General features: G+C 32.8%; 20 protein-coding genes and 2 pseudogenes. 11 read left to right on the forward strand and 11 right to left on the reverse strand.

Annotated features, from left to right (window positions below):
- Positions 1 to 137: 137 nt before the first annotated feature.
- The 3 genes and pseudogenes from ACFSSE_RS07025 to ACFSSE_RS07035 all read left to right on the forward strand — a co-directional run bounded on the left by ACFSSE_RS07025 (position 138) and on the right by ACFSSE_RS07035 (position 3,291).
- Positions 138 to 515, forward strand: coding sequence for a four helix bundle protein (locus ACFSSE_RS07025; RefSeq protein ID WP_379043022.1), 378 nt, complete (start codon positions 138 to 140; stop codon positions 513 to 515).
- Between the two features lie 92 nt (positions 516 to 607).
- Positions 608 to 1,564: a methylenetetrahydrofolate reductase [NAD(P)H] gene (metF, locus tag ACFSSE_RS07030; protein ID WP_379043025.1), complete on the forward strand. Its 957-nt coding sequence runs from the start codon at positions 608 to 610 to the stop codon at positions 1,562 to 1,564.
- A 224-nt stretch (positions 1,565 to 1,788) separates the two neighbouring features.
- A pseudogene (locus tag ACFSSE_RS07035) lies at positions 1,789 to 3,291 on the forward strand (choice-of-anchor I family protein).
- 197 nt (positions 3,292 to 3,488) lie between these two features.
- On the opposite strand, the gene ACFSSE_RS07040 reads toward ACFSSE_RS07035, so the two are convergent.
- From ACFSSE_RS07040 to uvrA, 5 genes are all read right to left on the reverse strand, one after another.
- Positions 3,489 to 3,935 carry an RrF2 family transcriptional regulator gene (locus ACFSSE_RS07040; protein ID WP_379043028.1) on the reverse strand — a complete coding sequence of 149 codons (447 nt, stop codon included), beginning with the start codon at positions 3,933 to 3,935 and terminating at the stop codon, positions 3,489 to 3,491.
- Positions 3,936 to 4,049: 114 nt separating this feature from the next.
- Entirely contained in the window at positions 4,050 to 4,463 is a 414-nt protein-coding gene (locus tag ACFSSE_RS07045; RefSeq protein WP_379043031.1) for an OsmC family protein, read from the reverse strand.
- Between the two features lie 150 nt (positions 4,464 to 4,613).
- A complete protein-coding gene (locus ACFSSE_RS07050; protein ID WP_379043034.1) occupies positions 4,614 to 5,783 on the reverse strand; it encodes a trans-sulfuration enzyme family protein in 1,170 nt (389 codons plus the stop codon).
- A gap of 138 nt (positions 5,784 to 5,921) precedes the next feature.
- Positions 5,922 to 6,299, reverse strand: a complete 378-nt coding sequence (locus ACFSSE_RS07055) for a four helix bundle protein (protein WP_379043037.1) — start codon at positions 6,297 to 6,299, stop codon at positions 5,922 to 5,924.
- Between the two features lie 579 nt (positions 6,300 to 6,878).
- Entirely contained in the window at positions 6,879 to 9,671 is a 2,793-nt protein-coding gene (gene uvrA, locus ACFSSE_RS07060) for an excinuclease ABC subunit UvrA (protein WP_379043040.1), read from the reverse strand.
- A gap of 614 nt (positions 9,672 to 10,285) precedes the next feature.
- Here uvrA and ACFSSE_RS07065 point away from each other — a divergent pair.
- The 3 genes from ACFSSE_RS07065 to ACFSSE_RS07075 all read left to right on the forward strand — a co-directional run bounded on the left by ACFSSE_RS07065 (position 10,286) and on the right by ACFSSE_RS07075 (position 13,652).
- Positions 10,286 to 10,738 (forward strand): hypothetical protein, encoded by a 453-nt coding sequence (locus ACFSSE_RS07065; protein WP_379043043.1) that lies wholly within the window; start codon positions 10,286 to 10,288, stop codon positions 10,736 to 10,738.
- 219 nt (positions 10,739 to 10,957) lie between these two features.
- Positions 10,958 to 12,145: a GAF domain-containing sensor histidine kinase gene (locus ACFSSE_RS07070; protein ID WP_379043046.1), complete on the forward strand. Its 1,188-nt coding sequence runs from the start codon at positions 10,958 to 10,960 to the stop codon at positions 12,143 to 12,145.
- A 502-nt stretch (positions 12,146 to 12,647) separates the two neighbouring features.
- Positions 12,648 to 13,652 carry a hypothetical protein gene (locus ACFSSE_RS07075; RefSeq protein ID WP_379043049.1) on the forward strand — a complete coding sequence of 335 codons (1,005 nt, stop codon included), beginning with the start codon at positions 12,648 to 12,650 and terminating at the stop codon, positions 13,650 to 13,652.
- Positions 13,653 to 13,720: 68 nt separating this feature from the next.
- Here the strand turns inward: ACFSSE_RS07075 and ald are convergent, their stop codons facing one another.
- Complete coding sequence (ald, locus tag ACFSSE_RS07080; protein WP_379043052.1) at positions 13,721 to 14,824, reverse strand: alanine dehydrogenase; 1,104 nt, start codon at positions 14,822 to 14,824, stop codon at positions 13,721 to 13,723.
- A gap of 165 nt (positions 14,825 to 14,989) precedes the next feature.
- Here ald and ACFSSE_RS07085 point away from each other — a divergent pair, with 165 nt between their 5' ends.
- Positions 14,990 to 15,445: an Lrp/AsnC family transcriptional regulator gene (locus ACFSSE_RS07085; RefSeq protein ID WP_379043055.1), complete on the forward strand. Its 456-nt coding sequence runs from the start codon at positions 14,990 to 14,992 to the stop codon at positions 15,443 to 15,445.
- Between the two features lie 56 nt (positions 15,446 to 15,501).
- On the opposite strand, the gene ACFSSE_RS07090 is transcribed toward ACFSSE_RS07085, so the two are convergent.
- Together ACFSSE_RS07090 and ACFSSE_RS07095 are read right to left on the reverse strand one after the other, a co-directional pair.
- Complete coding sequence (locus tag ACFSSE_RS07090; protein WP_379043058.1) at positions 15,502 to 15,951, reverse strand: YhcH/YjgK/YiaL family protein; 450 nt, start codon at positions 15,949 to 15,951, stop codon at positions 15,502 to 15,504.
- Positions 15,952 to 16,275: 324 nt separating this feature from the next.
- The gene (locus ACFSSE_RS07095; RefSeq protein ID WP_379043061.1) at positions 16,276 to 17,301 is read right to left on the reverse strand and encodes a PfkB family carbohydrate kinase; all 1,026 of its coding nucleotides are present in this window, start codon (positions 17,299 to 17,301) and stop codon (positions 16,276 to 16,278) included.
- A gap of 219 nt (positions 17,302 to 17,520) precedes the next feature.
- On the opposite strand from ACFSSE_RS07095, the gene ACFSSE_RS07100 reads away from it, so the two are divergent.
- Together ACFSSE_RS07100 and ACFSSE_RS07105 are read left to right on the forward strand one after the other, a co-directional pair.
- On the forward strand, positions 17,521 to 18,180 hold the full coding sequence (locus ACFSSE_RS07100) for a bifunctional 4-hydroxy-2-oxoglutarate aldolase/2-dehydro-3-deoxy-phosphogluconate aldolase (RefSeq protein WP_379043064.1): 660 nt from the start codon (positions 17,521 to 17,523) through the stop codon (positions 18,178 to 18,180).
- 8 nt (positions 18,181 to 18,188) lie between these two features.
- Positions 18,189 to 19,628 carry an MFS transporter gene (locus tag ACFSSE_RS07105; protein ID WP_379043067.1) on the forward strand — a complete coding sequence of 480 codons (1,440 nt, stop codon included), beginning with the start codon at positions 18,189 to 18,191 and terminating at the stop codon, positions 19,626 to 19,628.
- Positions 19,629 to 20,095: 467 nt separating this feature from the next.
- Here ACFSSE_RS07105 and ACFSSE_RS07110 read toward each other — a convergent pair whose 3' ends face one another.
- The 3 genes from ACFSSE_RS07110 to ACFSSE_RS07120 all read right to left on the reverse strand — a co-directional run bounded on the left by ACFSSE_RS07110 (position 20,096) and on the right by ACFSSE_RS07120 (position 21,981).
- Complete coding sequence (locus ACFSSE_RS07110) at positions 20,096 to 20,782, reverse strand: zinc metallopeptidase (protein ID WP_379043070.1); 687 nt, start codon at positions 20,780 to 20,782, stop codon at positions 20,096 to 20,098.
- A 135-nt stretch (positions 20,783 to 20,917) separates the two neighbouring features.
- A complete protein-coding gene (locus ACFSSE_RS07115; protein WP_379043073.1) occupies positions 20,918 to 21,406 on the reverse strand; it encodes a GNAT family N-acetyltransferase in 489 nt (162 codons plus the stop codon).
- Positions 21,403 to 21,981 carry a thiamine pyrophosphokinase gene (locus tag ACFSSE_RS07120; protein WP_379043076.1) on the reverse strand — a complete coding sequence of 193 codons (579 nt, stop codon included), beginning with the start codon at positions 21,979 to 21,981 and terminating at the stop codon, positions 21,403 to 21,405. The genes ACFSSE_RS07115 and ACFSSE_RS07120 overlap by 4 nt, the downstream gene beginning before the upstream one ends.
- Positions 21,982 to 22,169: 188 nt before the next feature.
- Between ACFSSE_RS07120 and ACFSSE_RS07125 the strand changes: the two genes are divergently transcribed.
- Together ACFSSE_RS07125 and ACFSSE_RS07130 are read left to right on the forward strand one after the other, a co-directional pair.
- Positions 22,170 to 23,303 (forward strand): DEAD/DEAH box helicase, encoded by a 1,134-nt coding sequence (locus ACFSSE_RS07125; RefSeq protein WP_379043078.1) that lies wholly within the window; start codon positions 22,170 to 22,172, stop codon positions 23,301 to 23,303.
- A gap of 325 nt (positions 23,304 to 23,628) precedes the next feature.
- A pseudogene (locus tag ACFSSE_RS07130) lies at positions 23,629 to 24,458 on the forward strand (AbiH family protein); the annotation flags it as partial.

Here is a 24,458-nt window from a genome sequence, read left to right on the forward strand (position 1 = left end):
GGTTAGTTTGTTAGATGGTTAGGCTTTATTTAGTGTGAACATTAAATCGCATATTGACATTATATAATGTCTAACAAGCCAACAAACTATAAAAGTCTAGCAAACTAACCATCTAACAAACCAACAAACTATAGAAAATGTCAGGTTATCAGAAATATACGGATTTAGATGTTTGGAAACAGTCGAGGGCATTAGCCTCATGCGTTTACGAACTAACTGCCTCTTTTCCAAAAGCAGAACAATTTGGTATAATCTCACAAATCAGAAGATGTGTAGTTTCTGTTCCATCAAATATTGCTGAGGGTTGTGGCAGACAACATGATAAAGAAACAATGCACTTTTTATCAATCGCAATTGGTTGGTTATATGAATTAGAAACACAAATATATATTTCAAAGGATTTAGAATATATTACAGAAAATCAACTTGAGGATTTTTTAGCAAAAATTGAAAGCGTTGGTAAATTGATTAATGGTTTAATTAGACATTATAGAGAAAAAGCAATTAAAGGATAGACTATAGAGTGGTCTACCATTTAAAACAAACTATCTAACCACTATAAAAAGTCTAACCACCTAACCAATTAGCCACCCAACCACCTAAAAAAATGAAAATTACAGATCACATAAAAAACGCAAAGGGTAAAACACTTTTCTCTTTTGAACTTTTGCCACCAATGAAAGGGCAAAGCATCCAATGGATTTACGATGCTATTGATCCCTTAATGGAGTTTAAACCACCGTTTATTGATGTGACTTCTTTAAGAGAAGATTATATCTATAAACAGAAAGATAACGGACTATTAGAAAAAGTTTCGTACCGTAAACGCCCTGGTACCATTGCAATTTGTGCCGCCATTATTAATAAGTATGGAGTAGATGCTGTTCCGCATTTAATTTGTGGTGGTTTTACCAAAGAAGAAACCGAAAACGCATTAATAGATTTACAGTTTTTAGGCATAGATAATGTTTTGGTTTTACGTGGAGATGCAAGAAAAGCAGATTCGGGTTTTGTACCAACTCCTGGTGGACATCATTATGCTACAGATCTTTTACAACATGTAAAAAATCATAATGCAGGTAAGTTTTTACACGAAGATATTGAGATTAGCGCTAAAAGCGACTTTTGTATAGGCGTTGCTGGTTATCCTGAAAAACATTTTGAAGCTCCAAATTTGAAAACAGATTTCAAATACTTGAAGATGAAAGTAGATATGGGTGCCGAATTTATTGTTACGCAAATGTTTTTTGATAATCAGAAGTATTTTGATTTTGTGAAAAAATGTAGAGAAAACGATATAAATGTGCCTATTATTCCAGGTTTAAAACCAATTAGTGCAATTGGGCAGTTGGTTGCCTTACCTAAAATATTTCATATAGACTTACCAGAAGATTTAAGCGAGGCTATTCAAGATTGTAAAAACCCAAAAGATGTTAAGCAAGTAGGTACAGAATTTATGATACAGCAATGTAAAGAATTAATGGATTTTGGTGTGCCAGTACTGCACTTTTACACCATGGGTAAACCAGAACAAACTTACAATATTGCAAAGGCGATATTTTAGCGCTTTCTAAATCTAAATTAAAAGACCTGCACTTGAATAGATTGCAGGTCTTTTTTGTTTAACACCTTGAATAAATTTTGTTTAGTTAAACTTTGCCATAAAAAGGGGTAATATGCTCAAAGTTAAATTAAGAATTTGCAAGGCTTTATAATTTGATAATTTATTAATGCTTAAGTAAAATTGAGATAAACTCACTGCTTTACATTCGCACAAAAAAATAAATTATGAAACTAAAATTACTTACTGTTTTAACGGCATTCGCATTATTTACTGCATGCAAGAAAGAAAGTACCGAACCAGAGTTTTTTATTAATGAAGATGCAGCAACTTTTGCTGAAATAGGAACCATTGATATTGGTGATACTGGTGCTGCAGAAATATCTGCTTATGATCCAATTACGAAAAGACTTTTTGTGGTTAATAATGCTACTCAAAATAAAATTGATGTCTTAGATTTTTCTAATCCAACAAGTATTAAAACACTATCCTCCATCAGCACCTCACCTTACGGTGGCTATGTAAATAGTGTTGCGGTAAGTAACGGCAAAATAGCTGCTGCTATAGAGGCTATCAATAAACAAGCTAATGGAAAAGTTGTTGTTCTTAATACTACCGATAATAGCGAAATAAAAGTAGTAGAAGTTGGTGCAATGCCGGATATGGTTACTTTTTCGCCAAACGGAAAATACATTGTTACAGCCAATGAAGGAGAACCTAATGACGATTTAAGTAACAATCCCGAAGGTACTGTTTCTATTATTTCTGTAGAAAATGGATATGCGGTAACAACTTTAAATTTTGCATCATTTGCTACTCAAAAAGTTGCTTTAGTTGCAGCAGGGTTAAGGATTTCGGTTGCAGATTTTGCAAAGGACATTGAGCCTGAGTATGTAACCATTTCAGAGGACTCTAAAACCGCTTGGATAACCTTACAAGAAAATAATGGAATTGCTAAAGTTAATTTAGAAACTAAAACCATTACCAATATATTTCCTTTAGGATTTAAAGATTATAATTTAGCTGGTAACGAAGTGGATATCAGTGATAGAGACAGTAAAATTGCTTTGGCAAAATGGAATATTAAAGGAACTTATATGCCAGATGCTTAAGCTGTTTTAACCCATAACGGAACTCCGTACGTTTTTACTGCAAATGAAGGCGTTGCAAGGGAATATACTGGCTTAACAGATGTTAAAAGAATGAAGGATTTAAAGCTAGATCCTACTATTTTTCCAGATTTTGCAACTTTAAGAGCAGATGCACAAATAGGTCGTTTAAACTTAATTTCTAATTTAGGGGATACTGATAATGATGGAGATTTAGACGCACTTTATTCTTTTGGTGCTCGTTCTTTTAGCGTGTGGAATGGCAATACAGGTGCAATTGTATTTGATAGCAAAAACGAACTAGACCAGAAAGCCATTGAAGCTAATGTTTATGATGATGGACGTAGCGATGATAAATCAGTTGAGCCAGAAGGTATAGCTATTGGGAAAGTTGGAAATAAAAACATTGCATTTGTAGGTTTAGAAAGAGCTGATGCTGTTGCTGTTTATGATGTTACAAATCCAACAGCACCAAAGTTTTTACAACTTTTAAAATGTGGAGATGCGCCAGAAGGGGTGTTATTTATTCCTGCTAAAGATAGCCCTACTAAAAAGAGCTTGTTGGTAATTAGTAGCGAGGGAGATGGTGTTGTAAAGGTTTATACGCCAAATACCATTTAATAATAGTTTCTATTTTTTATTTTATGCTGCTCTTGCTGTAATAGGCAAAGAGCAGCATAATTTTTTACTTTATTTCACTACCCTATTTTAATGTTAATGATACAATTATTGATAATTTAACTCCTTAAGCAAAATCAAACTTAATCCATCAATAGCATAAAAAGTTAAATTAAGCCGAATAGCGGCATATTTAAAATTTATAGAGAGATCATTTTCTCTGCTAAATTTTTCTCCTTATTAATCAAATCAGCAATGGTTGTTTCTGTAAGAATCTTTAAGGTTGCATCTCTCACATCTCTAAATGTATCTCTAATCCCACAACTTTCTTCATCTTTACATTCATCGCATCGCTGGTAAAAATTTAAGCTTACACAAGGTAATTGTGCTATTGGTCCACCTGTTAACCGCATCACTTGTACCAAATTAATTTCCGCGGGGTTTTTTAATAAAGAATAACCACCACCAGCACCTTTTTTACTATATAAAAAACCAGCATTACGCATTTCCAAAAGAATTTGTTCCAAAAACTTCTTGGGAATTTTTTCTTTTTGAGATATAGATAGAATATTCAGTGGTTCGCCACCAAAAGCTTCTCCTAATGCAATTAATGCCCTAATGGCGTATTTAGTTTTTTTAGATAACAAGTGTGTTAATTAATTTTGAATGATTTAGTTTTAAATGATTGAATACTTTTACAAGATGGCAAAATAATTTTTAATCAAAGAATTAAGCAAATCCTTAAACCTTACATCTCTTCTCTAATTAATTTCAATAGTATAGGTTACCTCAACACCTCCAGAAACCAACATATCATGTACAGAACAGTATTTTTTAACCGCTAATTCCGCAGCTTTCTCTGCTTTAGCTTTGTCTATAGTTCCTTTTAATTTGAATAAGATATGAATTTTTGTGAATATTGTGGGAATTTCCTCTCTTCTATCTCCAGTTACATCAATAGAAAAATCTGTAATTTCTTGTCTTTGTTTCTTTAAAATGCTCACTAAATCTAAGGCACTGCAAGAACCTACAGCCATTAAAACCAATTCCATTGGGCGCACACCCAAACCTTGTCCGCCAATAGCTTCAGAGCCATCTATATGAACTTTTACTTCTCCGCTGCCTTTTGCTTCAAAATGTACAGCGTCGTTTAATCTATTTAATTCTATTTTCATTTTTATCTGAGATTTGAGTATTGAGATGTGAGATAGGAGAACCTTGCAAACTCAAAACAATTTAAAAACTTCTTTTTTATAACTAATACATGTCTAATCCCTAATGAACTAATTTTTTTAGTCACTTACTAATAAGCCTAATGAACTAATTTATTTAGATTTCTCCAGAGCCCTTAAAACATCACCAACAATATCATCCACATTTTCTAAACCAACAGAAAGTCTAATTGTTCCCGGAAATATACCAATTTGGTTTCTTTCTTCTTCTTTTAGTTTAGAGTGTGTTGTTGATGATGGATGGGTAGCTATACTTCTACTATCCCCTAAATTTGAAGTGATTAAAAACATTTCTAAAGCATCTAAAAAACGTTTTGCTCTTTCAAATCCACCTTTAATTACAAAAGTAACAATGCCGCCACCCTGCTTCATTTGCTTTTTAGCCAATTCGTACTGTGGGTGAGATTGTAAATGGGGGTATCGTACCACCTCTACTTCTTCGTTTTGCTCTAAAGCCTCGGCCAAAGCCAAAGCATTACTGCAATGCCTGTCCATACGTAATGGCAAGGTTTCTAAACTTTTACTTAATAACCAAGCGTTAAAAGCCGACATTGCTGGCCCAGTATGGCGAATAAAAAACATCATTTCTTTGATCAAATCTGCTCTGCCGCAAACAACACCACCTAAAACTCTTCCTTGCCCATCCATGTATTTTGTTGCAGAATGACTTACGATATCAACACCATATTGAATAGGTTTTTGCAAATAAGGCGTAGCAAAACAATTATCTACATTGATAATGATTTGAGGATATTTTTCTTTGATTTTGCATAACCATTCTAAATCCACCAATTCTAAACCAGGGTTAGATGGTGTTTCCAAAAATATCATTTTGGTATTAGGTAAAATAGCTGCTTCTATAGCATCAGGATTTGCAGCATCTACATAAGTGGAAGTGATGCCCCAACGAGGAAACAAAGTTGTTAATAATTGATGTGTTGAACCAAATATAGAACGGAAAGAAACCACATGATCGCCAGATTTTAACAATCCTGCAAAAGAAGCAAACACTGCTGCCATCCCCGATGAAAATGCCAAACCAGCTTCTGCACCTTCCAACATACAAACTTTATCTATAAATTCAGTTGTATTAGGGTTAGAGTAGCGAGAGTAAATATTCCCCTCTTGCTCATCAGCAAAGATTGCCCTGCCTTGCTCTGCATCTTCAAAAATAAAGCTTGAAGTTAAGTATAAAGGCACAGAATGCTCTCTGTTTTCAGAACGTTTTGCTTGCGTACGTATAAGTTTTGATTCTTCTTTCATTGTTTTTTAAGTTCATTTAGTTCACTAGTCATTGGTTCATTAGTATTTTGATTTGTGGCAAGAAAAAAGTTCATTGAGTTCACTAGTCATTGGTTCATTAGTATCTTAATTTGTGATAAGAAAAATTTCATTAGTCATTTAAATTTCTTGTTTTTTCTTTCCAATATAAGTGATATAAGCATTTAACATTTTGTGAATTTGATCTATTTCATTCAAAATTAAATCAGCTTTATCTGTTTCTATTAATCCTCTATTTTTACACTTATTGATGAAGCCTTTTGTTTCCAATAGTGAACCTCGGCTATAATAACAAAAGTTTTTGTTTTCCTTGTAATGAAATCTTCCATACCCCTCTGCAATATTCGCATCAATAGAGTCTGCGGCTCTTACGAGTTGTTTTCCTAAAGTGTCTTTAAGAAAAAAGTCTTTCCAATTTGATACTTCACTCCTCACCAAGTCAGATAAAGCAAATGCCCTTTTGTAAACTTCTAAATCATCAAGATTATTAAAACTCATAATTTTAGTTCAATGTAAGTTCACTGGTTCATTAGTTGATGAGGCTTGTTTTATGGCTAATTCATTAGTTGAATTAGTCATTGGTTCATTAGTCCTACATTATGGTAACTTGTTAAAGTCCGTCAGTCGAATTAGTTCATTGGTTTAAAAGTCTCACTTTATGGCCAATTTAATTATAGTTCATTAGTGCCTGCTATATGACTAATTTAGAAACTAATCCCCCTCCTTTTATAAACTCCTTTTCTTTCCACTAACTAAGCCTTATGACTAATGAGCTCTTTATCCCCACTAAACAAAGCCTAATGAACTCCCATTACTAATGAACTTTTTATTCCCACTAAACAAAGCCTAATGAACTCCCATTACTAATGAACTTTTTATTCCCACTAAACAAAGCCTAATGAACTCCCATTACTAATGAACTTTTTATTCCCATTAAACAAAGCCCAATGAACTCCCACTACTAATGAACTTTTTATTCCCACTAAACAAAGCCCAATGAACTCCCACTACTAATGAACTTTTTATTCCCACTAAACAAAGCCCAATGAACTCCCACTACTAATGAACTCCTTAAAACTATAACCTTCCCGCCAAATATTTTCCAGTATAAGACTCTTTACTACTAGCAAGTTCCTCCGGCGTACCTTCAAAAACCAACTTACCACCTTCATTTCCACCTTCTGGGCCAATATCAATCACCCAATCTGCACATTTTACCACATCCATATTGTGTTCAATTACAATAATGGTATTCCCTTGTTCTATTAAAGCCTCAAAAGATTTAAGTAGTTTTTTAATATCGTGAAAATGTAAACCAGTGGTTGGCTCATCAAAAATAAATAATGTTTTAGAGCTATTGTTACCTTTAATTAAAAAAGAAGCCAGTTTAATACGTTGTGCTTCCCCACCAGATAAGGTATTTGAAGACTGCCCTAAATGTACATAACCCAAACCAACATCTACCAAAGGTTGTAGTTTGTTTGTGATTTTATGTTCGTCTTTAAAAAATTCTAAAGCTTCCTCAATCGTCATTTCTAAAACTTCTGCAACGTTTTTATCTTTGTAAGTAACATCTAAAACATGTTGTTTAAAACGCTTTCCGTTACAAGACTCGCATGGCAAATAAATATCAGCCATAAACTGCATTTCTATTTTCACTTCTCCTTCTCCTTGGCAAACATCACATCGGCCACCTTCAACATTAAAAGAAAAAGCTGCTGGTTTTAATGCGCTTGCTTTCGCCGATGATTGCGAGGAATATAAAGACCTAATTTCGTCCCAAGCTTTTACATAAGTTACCGGGTTTGAACGAGAAGACCTTCCAATTGGGTTTTGATCCACCATTTCTACCCCAGTAATGTGATTTACTGCACCCTCTATACCATCATAAGACCCCGTTTGCTCTCCATTATAATTTCCTATAATTTTTTGCAATGCCGGCAATAAAATCCTTTTAACCAAAGATGTTTTACCTGAACCAGAAACACCCGTAACGGCACATAAAACGTTTAAAGGAAATTTTACATTAATATTTTGAAGGTTATTTTCCCTTGCGCCTTTTATTTCAATAAAATCAATAGGTTTTCTTCTGCGTTGCGGAATGTCAATTTTCTCACGTCCGCTTAAGTATTTACCTGTTAAACTTTTTTCGTCTTTTAAAATCTCTTCGTAATTACCAGCAAAAATTAATTCGCCACCTAAAGTACCAGCTTCTGGGCCAATATCAATTAAATGGTCAGCAGCTTGCATCATTTCTTCTTCATGCTCTACCACCAAAACAGTGTTTCCAACATCTCTTAACGATTTTAATACGCCAATTAATCTGTTGGTATCTTTCGGGTGTAAACCAATACTAGGTTCATCTAAAACATACACAGAACCCACTAACGAGCTGCCTAAAGAAGTCGCTAGGTTGATACGTTGCGATTCGCCACCAGATAAAGTGTTTGATAATCTATTTAAAGTTAAATAACCCAAACCAACCTCGTTCAAAAACAAAATTCTGTTTTTAATTTCTAGCAATAAACGTTTAGCAATTTTTTGATCTCTTTCATCAAGCTGTATATCTTCAAAAAAGGGCAATAATTTTTTTAAAGGCATTAAAACCAAATCGGTTATAGAATGGCTGGTAATTTTAACATAAGTAGCATCATGCCTTAACCTACTTCCCAAACAATCTGGACAACTGGTTTTACCACGATACCTAGATAGCATTACCCTGTACTGTATTTTATAAGTTTGCTCTTCTAAAAATGTAAAAAAAGCGTCTAGTCCCTTAAAATACTTATTACCTTTCCATAACAACTTTCTCTCTGTTTGGGTAAGGTCACTAATAGAGCGGTGTATGGGAAAATCAAATTTCGACGAATTTTTAATCAATTCATCTGCCCATTCTTTCATTTTTTCGCCACGCCAAGGCGCAATTGCACCATCGTAAACAGATTTAGATTTATCTGGAATAACCAAATCCTCATCAATACCCATCACTTTTCCAAAGCCTTCACATTTTGGGCAAGCACCGTAAGGATTGTTAAAACTAAAAAAATTAGGAGTTGGCTCTTCAAACTTCATCCCATCTAACTCAAACCTGTCCGAAAAATGCTTCCGTTCGCCTTCAAAATCTACATAGCAATCTCCTTTACCTTCAAAAAAAGCTGTTTGCACAGAATCTGCCATGCGGCTTAAAGTTTCCTCTTCTTGGTTGGTTACAATTCTATCTATTAAAATTAAAACCTTGTGTTCGTCTTCAATTTCTACATTTTCTACTGTAGCATCTTCCAAAACCTCCTCTACTTTTCTGATGGTATCATTCATCATAATTCTAGAGAAACCTTTTTGCAATAAAACAGCCAATTCTTCTTTTAAAGTACGTTGGTTATGCGGGTAAAGCGGACATAAAACCGTAACTACACTTTCTTCGGGCAAAGCAGTTAAATAATTTACAACATCTGTAACTGAATCTTTTTTAACCATATTTCCAGACACTGGCGAAATGGTTTTTCCAACCCTACTAAAAAGGAGTTTTAAATAGTCGTAAATTTCTGTTGAAGTACCAACCGTAGAACGAGGGTTTGAAGTAATTACTTTTTGCTCTATAGCAATTGCTGGCGCAATACCTTTAATATAATCAACATCTGGCTTATTCATACGGCCCATAAACTGCCTAGCGTATGATGATAAACTTTCAACATAACGCCTTTGCCCTTCGGCGTATAAAGTGTCAAAAGCAATAGATGATTTGCCAGAACCCGACATTCCGGTAATAACCACCAATTTATTTTTAGGGATAGCAACATCTATATTTTTAAGATTATGTACCCTCGCACCTTTAATTATAATATTTTTCTGTGGATCTAATTCTTCTATCATTATCTTTCTCTCTGCAATTCTCCTGCTAATTCCAACATCATCAAAAATTTATGCGCAAAAATAAGGCTATTAATTCACAATAAATAAGCGATTAATAAAATGAAAGTAATTACTGGTAAGGTTAATGTAAAAAAGATATTTATTATAAGGGCATTACCCGCAAAAGAGCGGGTCGGGCTATACGTTACAATCTTTATTCCCGAAAAAGGAATAAAGGATTTTCACTATTATCCCTAATGCGAATAAAATTAAACCCAAATTAAGCAGTAGAATTTTGGTGCTAATTTATCAGATTTTTTTATTGTATAATTTGGTTTTAATTTATGAGTGATTTTTTAACGCTAGTAAGTGATTAGGATTTGTTACTAGTTATTTTCAAAACATAATTCTCTATTTCATTATGCCAGCTACATTTCTTATATTAAGAAAAACAACGTTGTTGACTTAGAAGATGAATTATTTAATTCAAATAACACATAAAATAAATTTGAAATCATATTTCTATATTTATAAAATATTAAAATTACTGCTTAAAAATTCTTAATTAAATGAAACCATACTTTATAATTTTCTTGCTATTTGTTTTTTGCAAAACAGTTAATTCTCAAACACTAATGGAAAAATATACGGTAGAAGAATTTAAAATTAGTTTGCCTTACTATATGAGTAAAACCGGAGGATTAAATAACAATGCAGCTATTCAATTCAGAAACATGGTTAGAGATATTTCGGGCTATGTAATTAAAGAAGAAAAAACTGTAAAATTATTTGATGACCCATCTAACAAAAGCATAAATGATGTTTATGACGAATTTATTAAAGACTTTTTAGCAAGTAAAGAAGAAAGAAAAATCACGAGTCCAATTAATAGTACCAACGGAACTGCAAAATTTTTATGTACAGATTTAACTTATCTGGACGATGAAACTATGATTTATTACTACCATTTTATTGGAATTGTAGAAACATCAAAATCTTTTTACAAGATAATTTGTTCAAGTACTTTGGATAATAAAAACCTTTATAAAAAAGATTTTCAAAAAATTTTTAATAGCATTACTGATTAAATCATTATGGTATTCATATTAAATACATCGTAAATTTTGAATTAAAAGTACAAAACATAAAAACTAATAATTGTACTACGCAATTATATAAATTTTAGTTTTAATAAAATTTTGAACGTTATAAAACTATTTTGTTAGGCAAACGTAAAAATTAAGTGTAAAGTTTTGCTAAACGAGTTATTTTGTAATAATTCGTATCTTGTATTAAAATAAAAATCCATGATTAAATACACGAATAATGAGTTAGATAGGCTTTTAAACCTTTCTGAATTTGATTTAGATTACAGTAATTTAGAAGATAGCCTTAAGGATTTAACAAAATTAGCTGCTAAAATTGCCGGAACAGAAATTTCACTCATAAATATCGTAGATTCATTAACGCAATGGACCATATCGTCACATGGTATTGATCTTAAACAAATGGAAAGAGAAGACTCTGTTTGTCAATACACTATACTAGATAATGTTCCGTTTGAAATTAATGATTTAAGCCTTGACGACCGATTTAAAGAGAAATTTTACGTTAAAGATACCCTTAACTTACGTTACTATTTTGGCATACCATTAACAACAGATAAAGGTCATAATATTGGTGCTTTATGTGTATTGGATGATTTTGCCAAAGCTATAAATCCCGAAAAAATTGAATTGCTTAAAATTATTGCTGATGAAATTGTAAATAAACTAAAAGCAATAAAAGTAATAGAAAATCTTAAAAATAAAATACAAGAAAACACAGAAACACATAAAAGAGTAGCGCATGATATAAGAGGCCCAATTGGCGGTATCATTAGTTTAGCGCAAGTTATTAGTATGCAGGGAGAGGAAAACAACCTTGAAGAAGTTTTAATGTTTATAAATCTGATACAAAAAAGTGGCAACACACTATTAGAATTAGCAGACGAAATTTTAAGTGTTGAGCAGTTTAACAAAATAAAATCTGACGAATTTAACTTACTAATGTTAAAAGAGAAACTGGAGACTTTGTATGCTCCACAGGTTTATAATAAGTGTATTAATTTTGAAATTAACATTAATAAAGAAATTGCTGAAGTTCCGTTTTTTAAAAATAAGCTACTACAAATTATTGGCAATTTAATTTCAAACAGCATTAAATTTACCCCATTAAATGGAACTATAAAGGTTGATTTAAATTTAGCTGAAGAAGATAATCACAAGCATTTAAAAATCAAAGTTTCTGACACTGGCGTTGGCATGAATGATGCAGCTATTGCAGAAATTTTAGATGGAACAGCTGTTTCTACTGACGGTACAAGTGGGGAAATTGGTTACGGCTTTGGTTTAGCTTTAGTGAAACATTTAATAGCAAGTTTAAAAGGTACATTAAATATAAATTCTACGCTAAATGAAGGAACTGTATTTGAAATATCTATTCCTCAAAAATAAATGCTGTGGAAGTTCCCAAAAATGGCTTCAATAAAATTTAGTGATAAAACTATAGAAATTCACTTTTTTGGAGGCGCACATACCAAAGACAATATTGTGAGTTATATTCCATCATAGAAAATACTTTTTGGGGTTGCAGGGTTAAAGCTTTAGGAGCAAATAAAGGTAATTTAGCTGATGCTGAAACTACTAACTGGGCTCAAACTGTTAAAAAGGTAAAGCGCTAAATTCACAAACAGTAATTCCAAGACATTGTAAAATTGGTAGCTTAGATTTGCTGGATTATAAGATAAATCTTTTTAAAGAATAATAAGAGCCTGTTTAAATTTGTATCCAAAAAAAGCATAAACAAATTATTAGATAAATTTTAAACACGCTCTAAAATAGCCCTTTAAAACACAAAAAAAGAACCCGTAAATAAAACCTTTACGGGTTTTTGGGTATATACGGTTTTTTGCTTTTGTTAACTTAGTTACCACTAAAGCTTAATAATACACTAACAATGAAAATTTTCGAAACCCTAATTTTTTCTACTATCCTCATATTCTCACTTAATCATTTAAAAGCGCAAGAAGCAGCGCATTCAAACCTTCCGGTGATTAGTTATAAAGATTATGGTTTTAAAAACATTGTAAAAAAGGCAGTTTCGATTTATTACTTAAAAGATAGTTTAAAAATTACAGCAACAATGGAACAAGGTTATTTGTTTAACGATAAAGGTAACATTACCCAAAAATACATCAAGATTTTAGGAAAATATGCTAGCCAAACCTATACTTACTACATATATAAAAATGGACTGTTAGATTCTATTAAAACAAGAGCAAGTGCTAAAAACTTTAATAACGATGTTCACTTTGAATATAACAAGGAAGGTAAAATAGTTAAAAGCCATGGTATTGGTTATTATACTAACTACACAGATTTTTTTGCATACCAAAACAATAAGCTAGTGAATAGTTTACGTACATACCCAAATTCTAACAACAAAATTGAATGTAACTACCATTATAAACACAATATTTTAAATTATGTGGAGGAGATAAACATCTCTAAATCGAACAAAAAAACTACTATTGATACTACAACATATTATTACAGTAAAGAGAAGCTTTTTGCTAGTTATAATTCAAAAGGTGAAAAAATAACATTTTATGATACTCCTTACGGCGATTTAGAAAAAACTATAAAAAAAACAACAAAGTCTGTTATTCTTGATTCTAGAAAATTGTATGAAGAAAATCCGGAAGAGTTTTCTAGAACTATAGAAACCAAATTTGTTAAATCTGCTCAAATAGTTAACAAAAACTATCAAGAAACTAACGCAGAAAACGATTGGATTTATATGTTTGAATACAATAACGCTTACGGGCAAAAGCAAAAGCGTTATATTTTTCAAGAGGTTGTTTATCCAAATGATAAAGTAAGTGGAAGCACAAAATTTGACAGCTTTTTTGAAAAAAGAGTTAAACAAAAACTAGCTTGGATACCTCAAGATCTATTTTAATTAAAATTGGTTAAAAAAGAGAAGCCCTCCAAAGAGGGCTCCTGAAACCTAAACAACAATCTAAACTTTTAAAAAAGCTCTACTAAAGGTAAATCGAAAGCCTCTGCAACACCTTTGTAAACTACTTTACCTACAACTATATTTAATCCTTTTCTTAATTCTTCATTTTCTGCACAAGCTACTCTCCAACCTTTATTAGCCAATTGTAAGGCATAAGGCAAGGTTGCGTTGGTTAATGCCATTGTAGAAGTGTAAGGCACAGCACCCGGCATATTGGCTACGCAATAATGTACCACATCATCAATAATATAAATAGGATCTTCGTGAGTTGTTGGCTTACAAGTTTCAATACAACCTCCTTGGTCAACAGCTACATCCACTAAAACCGTACCCTTACGCATTAATTTTAACATGTCTCTGGTAATTAAATGTGGCGCTTTAGCTCCTGGAATTAAAACTGCTCCAATAATTAAATCAGATGTTTTAATCGCCTCTTCAATTAAATATGGATTTGATGCAACCGTATCTACGTTTGCAGGTAAAACATCACTCAAATAACGTAAGCGCTTTAAGCTGATATCCATAATGGTTACATTAGCACCTAAACCTGCTGCCATTTTCGCTGCTTCGGTACCTACAACACCACCGCCTAAGATCAACACGTTCGCAGGCTTAACACCAGCCACGCCACCTAGTAAAATTCCGCGTCCTCCGGTAGGTTTACCTAAATATTTAGCACCCTCTTGTATCGCCATTCTTCCGGCCACTTCAGACATTGGCGTTAATAATGGTAATGATCTATCATCAGATTCTACTGTTTCATAAGCTAAACAAATTGCTTTTTTGGCAATCATGGCTTCGGTTAAAGCCCGCGAAGATGCGAAGTGGAAATAAGTAAAAATCAACTGATTTTCTTTTATTAAATCATATTCCTCTTTTATAGGTTCCTTTACCTTACAAATCATTTCTGCAATAGCATAAACCTCTTCAATGGTATCTAATAGTTCTGCTCCAGCTATCTGATATTCCTCATCAGAAAAACCGCTACCTAATCCAGCTCCTTTTTGTATAAAAACAGTGTGTTTTTGATTAACAAAGCTTTTTACACCTGCTGGTGTAATAGCCACTCGGTTTTCGTTATTTTTAATTTCTTTAGGAATTCCTACAATCATAACAATATAAAATATTATGCAAACATAAGATTATAGAATATTTATTACATTTATTCTGAAAAAGAAGAATTTATAAGTAGTTTTGATAGTATAAAACAGAAAAAACAAACTATATTTTGTAACGAACTTATTCTCAAGCAGATTTTTTTTCTTTAACCAACTGGCATGATTGACAATACAGACATTAAAATTTTAAAGCTTTTGCAAGAAAATGCGCAGTTAACCTTTAAAGAAATTTCTCAAAAGATAAATCTTTCTGTTACACCAGTGCATGATAGGATAAAAAAAATGGAAAGAGAAGGGATTATTGAGAAGTATGTTACTGTGATTAATAAGAAATTGGTAAATGCCTCTTTAATGGTTTTTTGCAATATCACATTGGATAAACAGACCAAATATAATTTTTCGGAATTTGAAGAGAGTATTTTAAAATTCTCAGAAGTAGTAGAATGCAATATTGTTTCTGGTGGGTACGATTATTTGTTAAAAGTAATTACTAAAGATATGGAGAGTTATAATGCCTTTTACCAGCAAAAATTATCTGTATTGCCCACTGTTGCACATATACATAGTATTTTTGTAATGTCGGAAATTAAGAATACAACAGTATTTGCTTTATAAAAAAATGCCTGCTGTATTAGCAAGCATTTTGAATGATTTTAGGCAGTGCCCAAAGCTTATTTTCTCACCTTAATCACCATTTTCTTAATTTCATCTTCGCCAATCATAGGAGCGTGTACATCTTCTGGAAAGAAAACCACAAACTGATTGTCGTTTAAAGTGAAATGCATGCTTGGCTCATCGTTGTAAAACAAAACATCTTTTTCTGGGTTATAATCGCCTTTTTGGCTTTTACACTCGTTTCTGGTTTTCCAACCAAAGGTTTCGTTTCCACTGATGCAAACTTGAATATCAATGTTGTTGTTATGGCATTCAAATTTCGCTTCAGATTCTTGTGCCGTCATTCCAACTTTACTAGAAACAATGGCTTTTAAACCGTCAGCAATTTCATATTTACCTACTTCAATTGCAGCTAAATCTGTGTTTTTAATGTATTCAAATGCTTGTGCAAATAATGGGTGTACACTTGTGTATTTATCTGCGTTGGCTAAAGTATCTATAATCATATTTTTAGTTTGTTAGGTGGTTAGATTGTTGGTTTGTTAGTTCTTGTTTTATGGTAAGATTAGTTTATTAGGCATTGGTTCATTAGTATTTTGCCTTGTGGTAAAGTTAGTTCATTAGTATTTGTATTGTGGTAAGGTTAGTTTATTGGTTCATTAGTATTTTTCTTTGTGGCAATTTAGTTCATCAGTTTTGGAGATTTAATTTAAAATCCCTCAAAATCCTAAAAAAGTTCATAATCAAAAGACTATGAACTTTTTTATATCATGTTGATTAGCCTAATTCAACTAATGACTAATGAACTAATTCAACTCAATGAACTAAAATTATCTCTGAACTCTACCAGAACCATCACCACCTACTAAACCTTCAACTTCAGATTTTGTAGCATGGTTTAAATCTCCTGGGATAGTGTGTTTAATTGCAGAAGCTGCAACGCCAAATTCAGCAGCATCAGCCATTGATTTTCCTGTTACTAAACCATAAATGAAACCACTTGCAAAAGAGTCACCACTACCAACACGGTCAACAATACGTACTTTGTATTCTTTAGTGTGGTGGAAAGTTTCTCCATCGTAAACTAATGCACTCCATCCGTTATCAGATGCGCTATAGCTTTCTCTTAAAGTAGAAGCAATGTATTTGAAATTAAATTTCTCTTTCATTTGCTTACAAACATCTTTAAAACCGTCTAAGTTTAACTCGCCCTTAGTTACATCAGTATCGCCAGCTTGGAAACCTAAACTTGTATCAGCATCTTCTTCGTTACCAATACAAACATCAACATAAGCACAAAGTTCTGTCATTACTTTTCTAGCTTTTTCTTTGCTCCATAATTTTTTACGGTAGTTTAAGTCAATACTAGTAGTAATTCCTCTGTCCTTTGCAGCTTTTAAAGCAGCTAAAGTTAAAGCAGCAGCTTTATCGCTCAATGCTGGTGTAATACCAGTAGTATGGAACCAATCTGCACCTTCAAAAATTGCATCCCAATCAAATTCAGCAGCATCAACATCAGAAATAGAAGCATCAGCCCTATCATAAACTACTTGAGAAGCTCTCATAGAAGCACCAGTTTCTAAGAAATAAATTCCTAATCTGTTACCACCTCTTGCCACATATTTAGTTTCAACACCATACCTGCGTAGGTGGTTAATAGCTGCTTGTCCGATAGCGGTATCAGGCACTTTAGAAACAAATACGCCGTTTAAACCATAGTTACATAATGCAGCAGCTACGTTAGCTTCGCCACCACCATAGGTTACATCAAATGAATCACTTTGTACAAATCTTTTGAAATCGGGAGTAGATAATCGCATCATTATTTCTCCCAGTGTTACCACTTTTTTAGACATTGTTGGTATAAATTATTAAATGAAAAATTAGGTTTATTCTTTATAAAATTTTCTTAAAAGAAACCAAAAATACAGTTAAAGTACTTTAATAAAGATATTTTGCACAAAAATCATCGGTAACGATTGCGTAAATTAAAACACCTACTATTAGGTTAATATCTCTTAATTTCCATACTTTAGTTATCTCTTTAACATAAAACCAAAATAAATTTAAAAAAAATGGATAAAAAATCTATGCTTCTAAAAGCAATTACCGACCAAGGTATGCTTCCTTTATTTTTTCATGCTGATGAACAAAAAAGTATTGAAATTACACAAACAGTTTATGATGCTGGAGTAAGAGTGATTGAATATACCAATAGAGGAAAAGAAGCGCTTTCTAACTTTAAAAAATTAAAAGAAGCTGCTTTAAAAACAATGCCCGAGTTACAGTTAGGTATTGGTACCATAAAAACACCTGCAGAAGCTCAAGATTTTATTGATGCCGGTGCAGATTTTATTGTTTGCCCTATCGTAGTTCCAGAAGTTGCAGAATTAATTAATAAATCTGGCTTGTTATGGATTCCAGGATGTATGACTCCTACAGAAATAGCCTTGGCTCAGAAACACGGCGCCGGCTTAATTAAAATTTTCCCAGCTAATATATTAGGTCAAGAATTTCTTGCTTCTATTAAAGAGTTATTTAGAGGACAATTATTTATGCCAACTGGGGGAGTTGACCTAAGTAAAGAAAATATTGCAAGCTGGTTTAAAGTTGGTGTTTGTGCAGTAGGCATGGGCAGTAAATTAATTAGTAAAGATGTAATGGAAGGTGGCGACTATGAGCTATTGGCTAAAAATACCAAAGAGGTATTAGCCGTAATAAAATCTATAAAATAAACCTAATTATGACGAAAGAAAAAATGAGTAGTTACAGATGGACAGTCTGTTCACTTCTGTTTTTTGCAACAACAATAAATTACTTAGATAGGCAGGTGCTTTCTTTAACATGGAAAGATTTTATTGCTCCAGAGTTTCACTGGACAAATGATGATTATGGTAATATCACAGCCTTGTTCTCTCTTTTTTATGCGGTTTCGTTACTTTTTGCAGGCAGATTTGTTGACTGGATGGATACTAAAAAAGGTTTTCTTTGGGCCATTGGAATTTGGTCTGTAGGAGCTTGTTTACACGCATTTTGCGGAATTGCAACCTCTGGTATAGTTACAGGAAACTGGCTTGTAGGCTTTGAGGGTTCAAAAGAAGCACTTAAATTAGCAAACAACACAGGTATGGTAATGTCTGTAAGTGTAACCTTATTCATTTTTGCCCGTTTTGTATTGGCTTTAGGAGAGGCGGGTAACTTCCCAGCTGCTATTAAAGCAACTGCAGAGTATTTTCCAAAAAAAGACAGGGCTTTTTCAACCAGTATTTTTAATGCTGGAGCAACAGTTGGGGCATTAGCTGCGCCAATATCTATCCCTTTTATAGCAAAGGCTTATGGTTGGGAAATGGCATTTTTAATAATTGGTGCTTTGGGTTTTGTTTGGATGGGATTTTGGATTTTCTTGTATGAAAAACCAGAAAAACAAGCTAAAGTGAATGCAGCAGAGTTAAATTATATTAACCAAGATATTATTGCTGATAGTAAACTTGTTGGTTATGTTGCAGAAACATCAGCTAAGGTTTCTTTTGCTGATTGTTTTAAGCACAAACAAACATGGGCTTTTGCCTTTGGTAAATTTATGACAGATGGCGTTTGGTGGTTCTTCCTTTTCTGGACACCGGCTTATTTAAGTTCTGTTTATGGTATGGATTCTGCCGAAGCTGCCTTTCCACTTTTTATACTTTACGCAATAACTTTACTTTCTATTATTGGGGGATGGTTACCTACATATTTTGTAGAGAAAAAAGGAATGGATCCTTACGCTGGTAGAATGAGATCAATGTTGATTTTTGCTTTTTTTCCATTATTAGCTATGGTTGCACAGCCTTTGGGGTATTTAACTTATTGGTTGCCTGTAGTTATTATCGGTATTGCTGGTGCTGCTCACCAAGCATGGTCAGCAAATATTTTTACTACAGTTGGAGACATGTTTCCAAAAAAGGCCATTGCTACTGTTGTTGGTATTGGAGGTTTAGCAGGAGGTATAGGATCTGTATTTATCAATAAAGGATCGGGTCTTTTATTTGATTATAGTGAAAACACCAATATGAAATTTATGGGTTTTGAAGGGATTGAAGCGGGTTATTTTATTATTTTTTCTGTTTGTGCAGTTTGTTATTTAATAGGCTGGACAGTGATGAAAACATTAGTGCCAGTTTACAAACCTATCACTGATTTGTAATTTTAACTTATAATAATTTGAGTAGAGAGGTTGATGAAAATTAACCTCTCTTTTTTTGAATAAAATTTTCTTAATATCTACTCCCAAAGATTATTAAAGAAGAAATTTTGGGTTACATATCCGTATGAATTAAAGCTTTAAACTACTTATCAACCCCAGTTGTATTATTAAAATTGTTATTTGGGCGTTCGGGCGGGCTTTCCATTACAATCTTTTTGTCCGCCAAATATGGCGAACAAAACGGATTTCCACTGCTATCCCTAACGCAAAACCTTAACAACTTAAAAAATAATGGTATTCGTAATTAGCAGAGTAACTATTTAGGTTCATTAGATAATTCGGCAAGCCTTTTAAATAACACCATTAAGCGTTATTGAATCACCTAAATTTTCTTAAATGATTTATAAGGCATAAAAAAACGGGTTGTTCATGAAAAAACAACCCGTTTAAATTATCACAAAAAAAATTTAATCTTTTCTTCCAAAAAGCATTGAAGCGTAGTAAACTAAAGTAGCTAAAGAAGATAATGCTGCAACAACGTAAGTCATAGCTGCCCACCATAAAGCATCTTTTGCTTGGTCGTTTTCAACACTAGTTTGCATAATTCCTTTTTTTGTTTGTAACCAAACTAATGCTCTCCTGCTGGCGTCAAACTCAACAGGTAATGTTACAAAACTGAAAATAGTAACAATGGCTAAAGCACCAACACCAACAGCTAAAACAATTACATTTCCGCTAAAAATCATCATTAACACACCAATCATTAAAACCCATTGTATCAAGTTTGATGCAACACCTACCATTGGCACCATTGCAGATCTAAACTGCAACCAAGAATAAGCTTGTGCATGTTGTACCGCGTGTCCGCACTCATGAGCAGCAACTGCAGCCGCAGCAATGCTACGTCCATGATATACATCTGGCGATAAATTTACTGTTCTGTCAGCCGGGTTGTAGTGGTCTGTTAATTGGCCATCAACAGAAATAATTTCTACATCACTAATTCCATTGTCTGCAAGCATTTGTCTGGCAATTTCTGCTCCACTAAAACCAGAGCTAATTGCTATTTCAGAATATTTTTTAAACTTGCTTTTAAATCTCCATTGCACTAAAAATCCTGCAAGTGCAACAACCGCAAATAATATAAGTCCCATTTTCTTTTAATTTTTTATAATGATAATCAAAAAGCATTCCTTTAAAAAATAATAGTGTATAAATTGCTATTATCTGACGATTGTGTTTGGCTAAGCTAAACCTCAAATGTCAAATTGGCATTTTGAGGACAAAAACTATAATTCTTTTGCCATTATGTAATCGTTTAATACATAATTAAAATAAGGAATGTCAACAGTTTTAATAATAGTATAACCCATTTTAGTATAAAAATATTGTGCTTTATTTCCTCTGTTTACATTTAAAATTAATTGGCTTGCACCTAAATTTTTAACCTGTTTTTCAACCTCGTTAATTAACAGTTTGCCTGCACCCTTTCCTTGCAAGCTTTGGTGTAGGTATAATTTTTGAAGTTTATAAACCCAAGGTTTTTCTGTAATACTAAAACTTGCAAAACCTTTTGGTGTATAATCCTCTTTCATTATTAAAAAAACATGCCCTTCATTTACTTGGTAAGCTATTGCTTCTTTGCTGTAAGACTGCTTTAACATAAAAACAATCTGTTCTTCCTTAATTACATCTTTATATGCAATCGGCCAAATTGCGTGAGCCAATTGTTGTATAGTTTCTAAATCGTTGGCATCAGCTATATTAATGGAAATCATAGTTGTTCGGCAATAAAAATAAAAGGAGGCTCAAATGTGAAGCTAAAGAAACCGTCTTTTTCTGTTTGATATTGAGCAGCTGAAATTTCTTCTAATCCCGAAATGGAAAGCTGATGTACCAAATCTTCCTGCAAAACAAAAACCTGTTCATTAGCGGCTTTCCATTTACTAAAACCAGATTTTATAGGATATATTTTTTGGTTTTCTTTAAAAATAACAATATCAATTAAATCAACATAAAACTGATATTCTTTAGCTCTAAAATGATTGCTGATAATGTTTATTGCCGGAAATCTTTCGGCAACTAAGTATTTTAAAGCGCAATCTAAAATATCATCATCACAACTAACAACTTTAACATGTTCTTGAAAATACAATAAATTAGGGTCTTCTTTAGCTAAGACGGTATCAATTTTTATCCCTAAAGAAACTACTTTCTCAAAAAGATGCAAAGGCACCATTACCATTGGCGACCATTCTAACAATTGCCCTAAGTATTCCTCGTTAAAGTGTTGTAAATCCATAATTAACAAAGCAGGCTCTTGTTTTTCTCTTACTATATGATGACTTGACATAATGTGTGATTTTATGCTTGTAAAGATTTGGAAAATTATTTTAATTAACCCGATTATTTGCGTTTAAAAGTTTTGATAGTACAATCTAAAAGCCAAATGATAAATTGTTCAAGAAATTTTTCTACAAACAGTAATCTTTAGATTCAATCCTTAAGGAAATCTTAACTTTACCCATTCAAATTAAAACTATGTCATTCTCTTCCCTAGGTTTACCACAATATTTGCTTGATGCAATTGCACAAAACAACCTTACATCTCCATATCCAATTCAAGAACAAGCAATACCTGCTATATTGAGTAAAAAAGATGTATTGGGAATTGCCAAAACAGGTTCGGGGAAAACTGCGAGTTTTGTATTGCCTATACTTGCAAATTTAGAAGGGCAAGCTAAACTGAAAGACAGACATATTGCGGTGTTGGTTTTGGTTCCAACCCGAGAATTGGCTTTACAAGTTTACGAAGTATTTGAAAGTTTAAGTAAAACGCTACCTTTTACTTGTAAAACAATGGCTGTTTATGGTGGCACCTCTGTAAATGTACAAATGAAAAGCATGAGCAATGTAAGCGTGTTAATTGCTACACCAGGACGTTTGTTAGATTTAATTTCTTCAAATGCGGTACATCTAAACCAAGTTAAAACTTTTGTGATGGATGAAGCTGATAAAATGCTGAATCTAGGATTTAAAAACGAACTGGATGAAATTATAGCTTTACTGCCAACAAAGAAACAAAATCTGCTTTTTTCGGCTACGCTTAGTCCAAATATTGAGGATATTAAACGAGTAATGTTAAATGATCCTTTAATCATCAACATTGCTCCCGAAGAAAATAGTGTTGCACTTATTCATCAAACAGCTTATGCGGTTTCGCCAGAGAAAAAAGGCCCACTTTTAAGGCATTTAATTGAGGCAAAGAATATGCAGCAAGTGCTCATTTTTACGTCTTCGGTTTACCAAGCAGATGTGGTAGTTAAAAAACTGAGAAGTCATAAAATTGATGCGAAAGGCATACACGGACAAAAAAGCCAATTTGCCAGAACAGCAGCATTAAGTAATTTTAAAGAAGGAAAACTAAGGGTTTTGGTTGCTACTGATATTCTTGCTAGAGGGATTGATATTCAGTTTTTACCTTTTGTAATAAATTACGAATTGCCACGCTCGCCAAAAGATTACATCCACCGTATTGGGCGTACAGGCCGTTCCGAAAACCCAGGTGAAGCCATTTCTTTTGTTACCCCTGATGATGAACATCATTTTAGCATTATTCAAAAGAAGATGAAAATGGTGGTGGAGTTGATTGATGCTGCTGGGGTGGGTTTTTAGGTTTATGGGGTTGATTGGGTAAGTAGTTTTTTTGAAGTTTTATCAGCCAACTGGTGGATTACGCTGTATCTTTTTGTCAAAAAAAGCTAAAAGGAAGTCGCTTTAATCGTTAACTCTTTAGCTTAATGTATGAAATTGTATATAATTTCTTAGCATTTGTAAAAAATAAAAACTCTCAAAATTCTTATTTGGGTAGAATTTTTATAGTTTACTTATTGAAATCATGTGATTTTTAAAATTATTTAGTCAAATTAGCACTTCCGGATAACGCTCGGGTATTATAAGTCTTAACTGAGCGTAACTATTTATTTTTATTAAAATTTTTATGCAAATACTTTACATTATTGGGAATGGGTTTGACCTAAATCTAGATTTAAAAACGAGTTATCACAATTTTTATCAGTATTACAAATCCTTAAACTCCGATAATATAAATGTTAAATTTAAAAGAAAATATTTCTGGCACTTACGATAGTTGGTCAGATTTGGAAATAGCACTTGGAAATTACACACAGAGCCTAAAAAGCACTAAAGAATTTGATGATGTCCACAACAACCTAGTTTCAGAATTATCGAAATATCTTTATTTAGAAGAACAAAAGATTGAAAATTGCGAAAAGGACATGAAGAAGTTTTTTGACTATCTAAGTTTCCCAGAAAATGTTTTCTTGCCTGCCGACAAAGAAATTATACTTGACTTCAAAAATATCTGGCATAATCATCAATGGAATATAAATATTTTTACTTTTAATTACACCTCAGTAATCGAGAAAATTATTGGAGAGACGCAAAAAAATATACTATTAAATAAAAATTCAAGCAATTTACCAATTAAATTAGGAAACATAAGCCATATCCACGGATACTTGGATAATGATATGGTAATTGGGGTAAATGATATTTCACAAATCAAAAACGAATCTTTTCATAAGAACATTGATATATTAGAGCTTCTTGTAAAGAGCGACTGCAATCGAGCAAATAGGAATAATATTGATAGAGAATTCACCAAAAATATTAACTCAGCAAACCTAATCTGTGTTTTTGGTTCATCAATTGGAGATACGGACAAAAAATGGTGGGAGGCTATACAGGGTCAACGCATGAAAAAAGTAAAAAATCGTAGGGTTATTCACATAATGTTAGTTTCTGCTT

Origin of the sequence: Pedobacter alpinus (assembly GCF_042684645.1) — a bacterium.
GTDB classification, from domain to species: domain Bacteria; phylum Bacteroidota; class Bacteroidia; order Sphingobacteriales; family Sphingobacteriaceae; genus Pseudopedobacter; species Pseudopedobacter alpinus.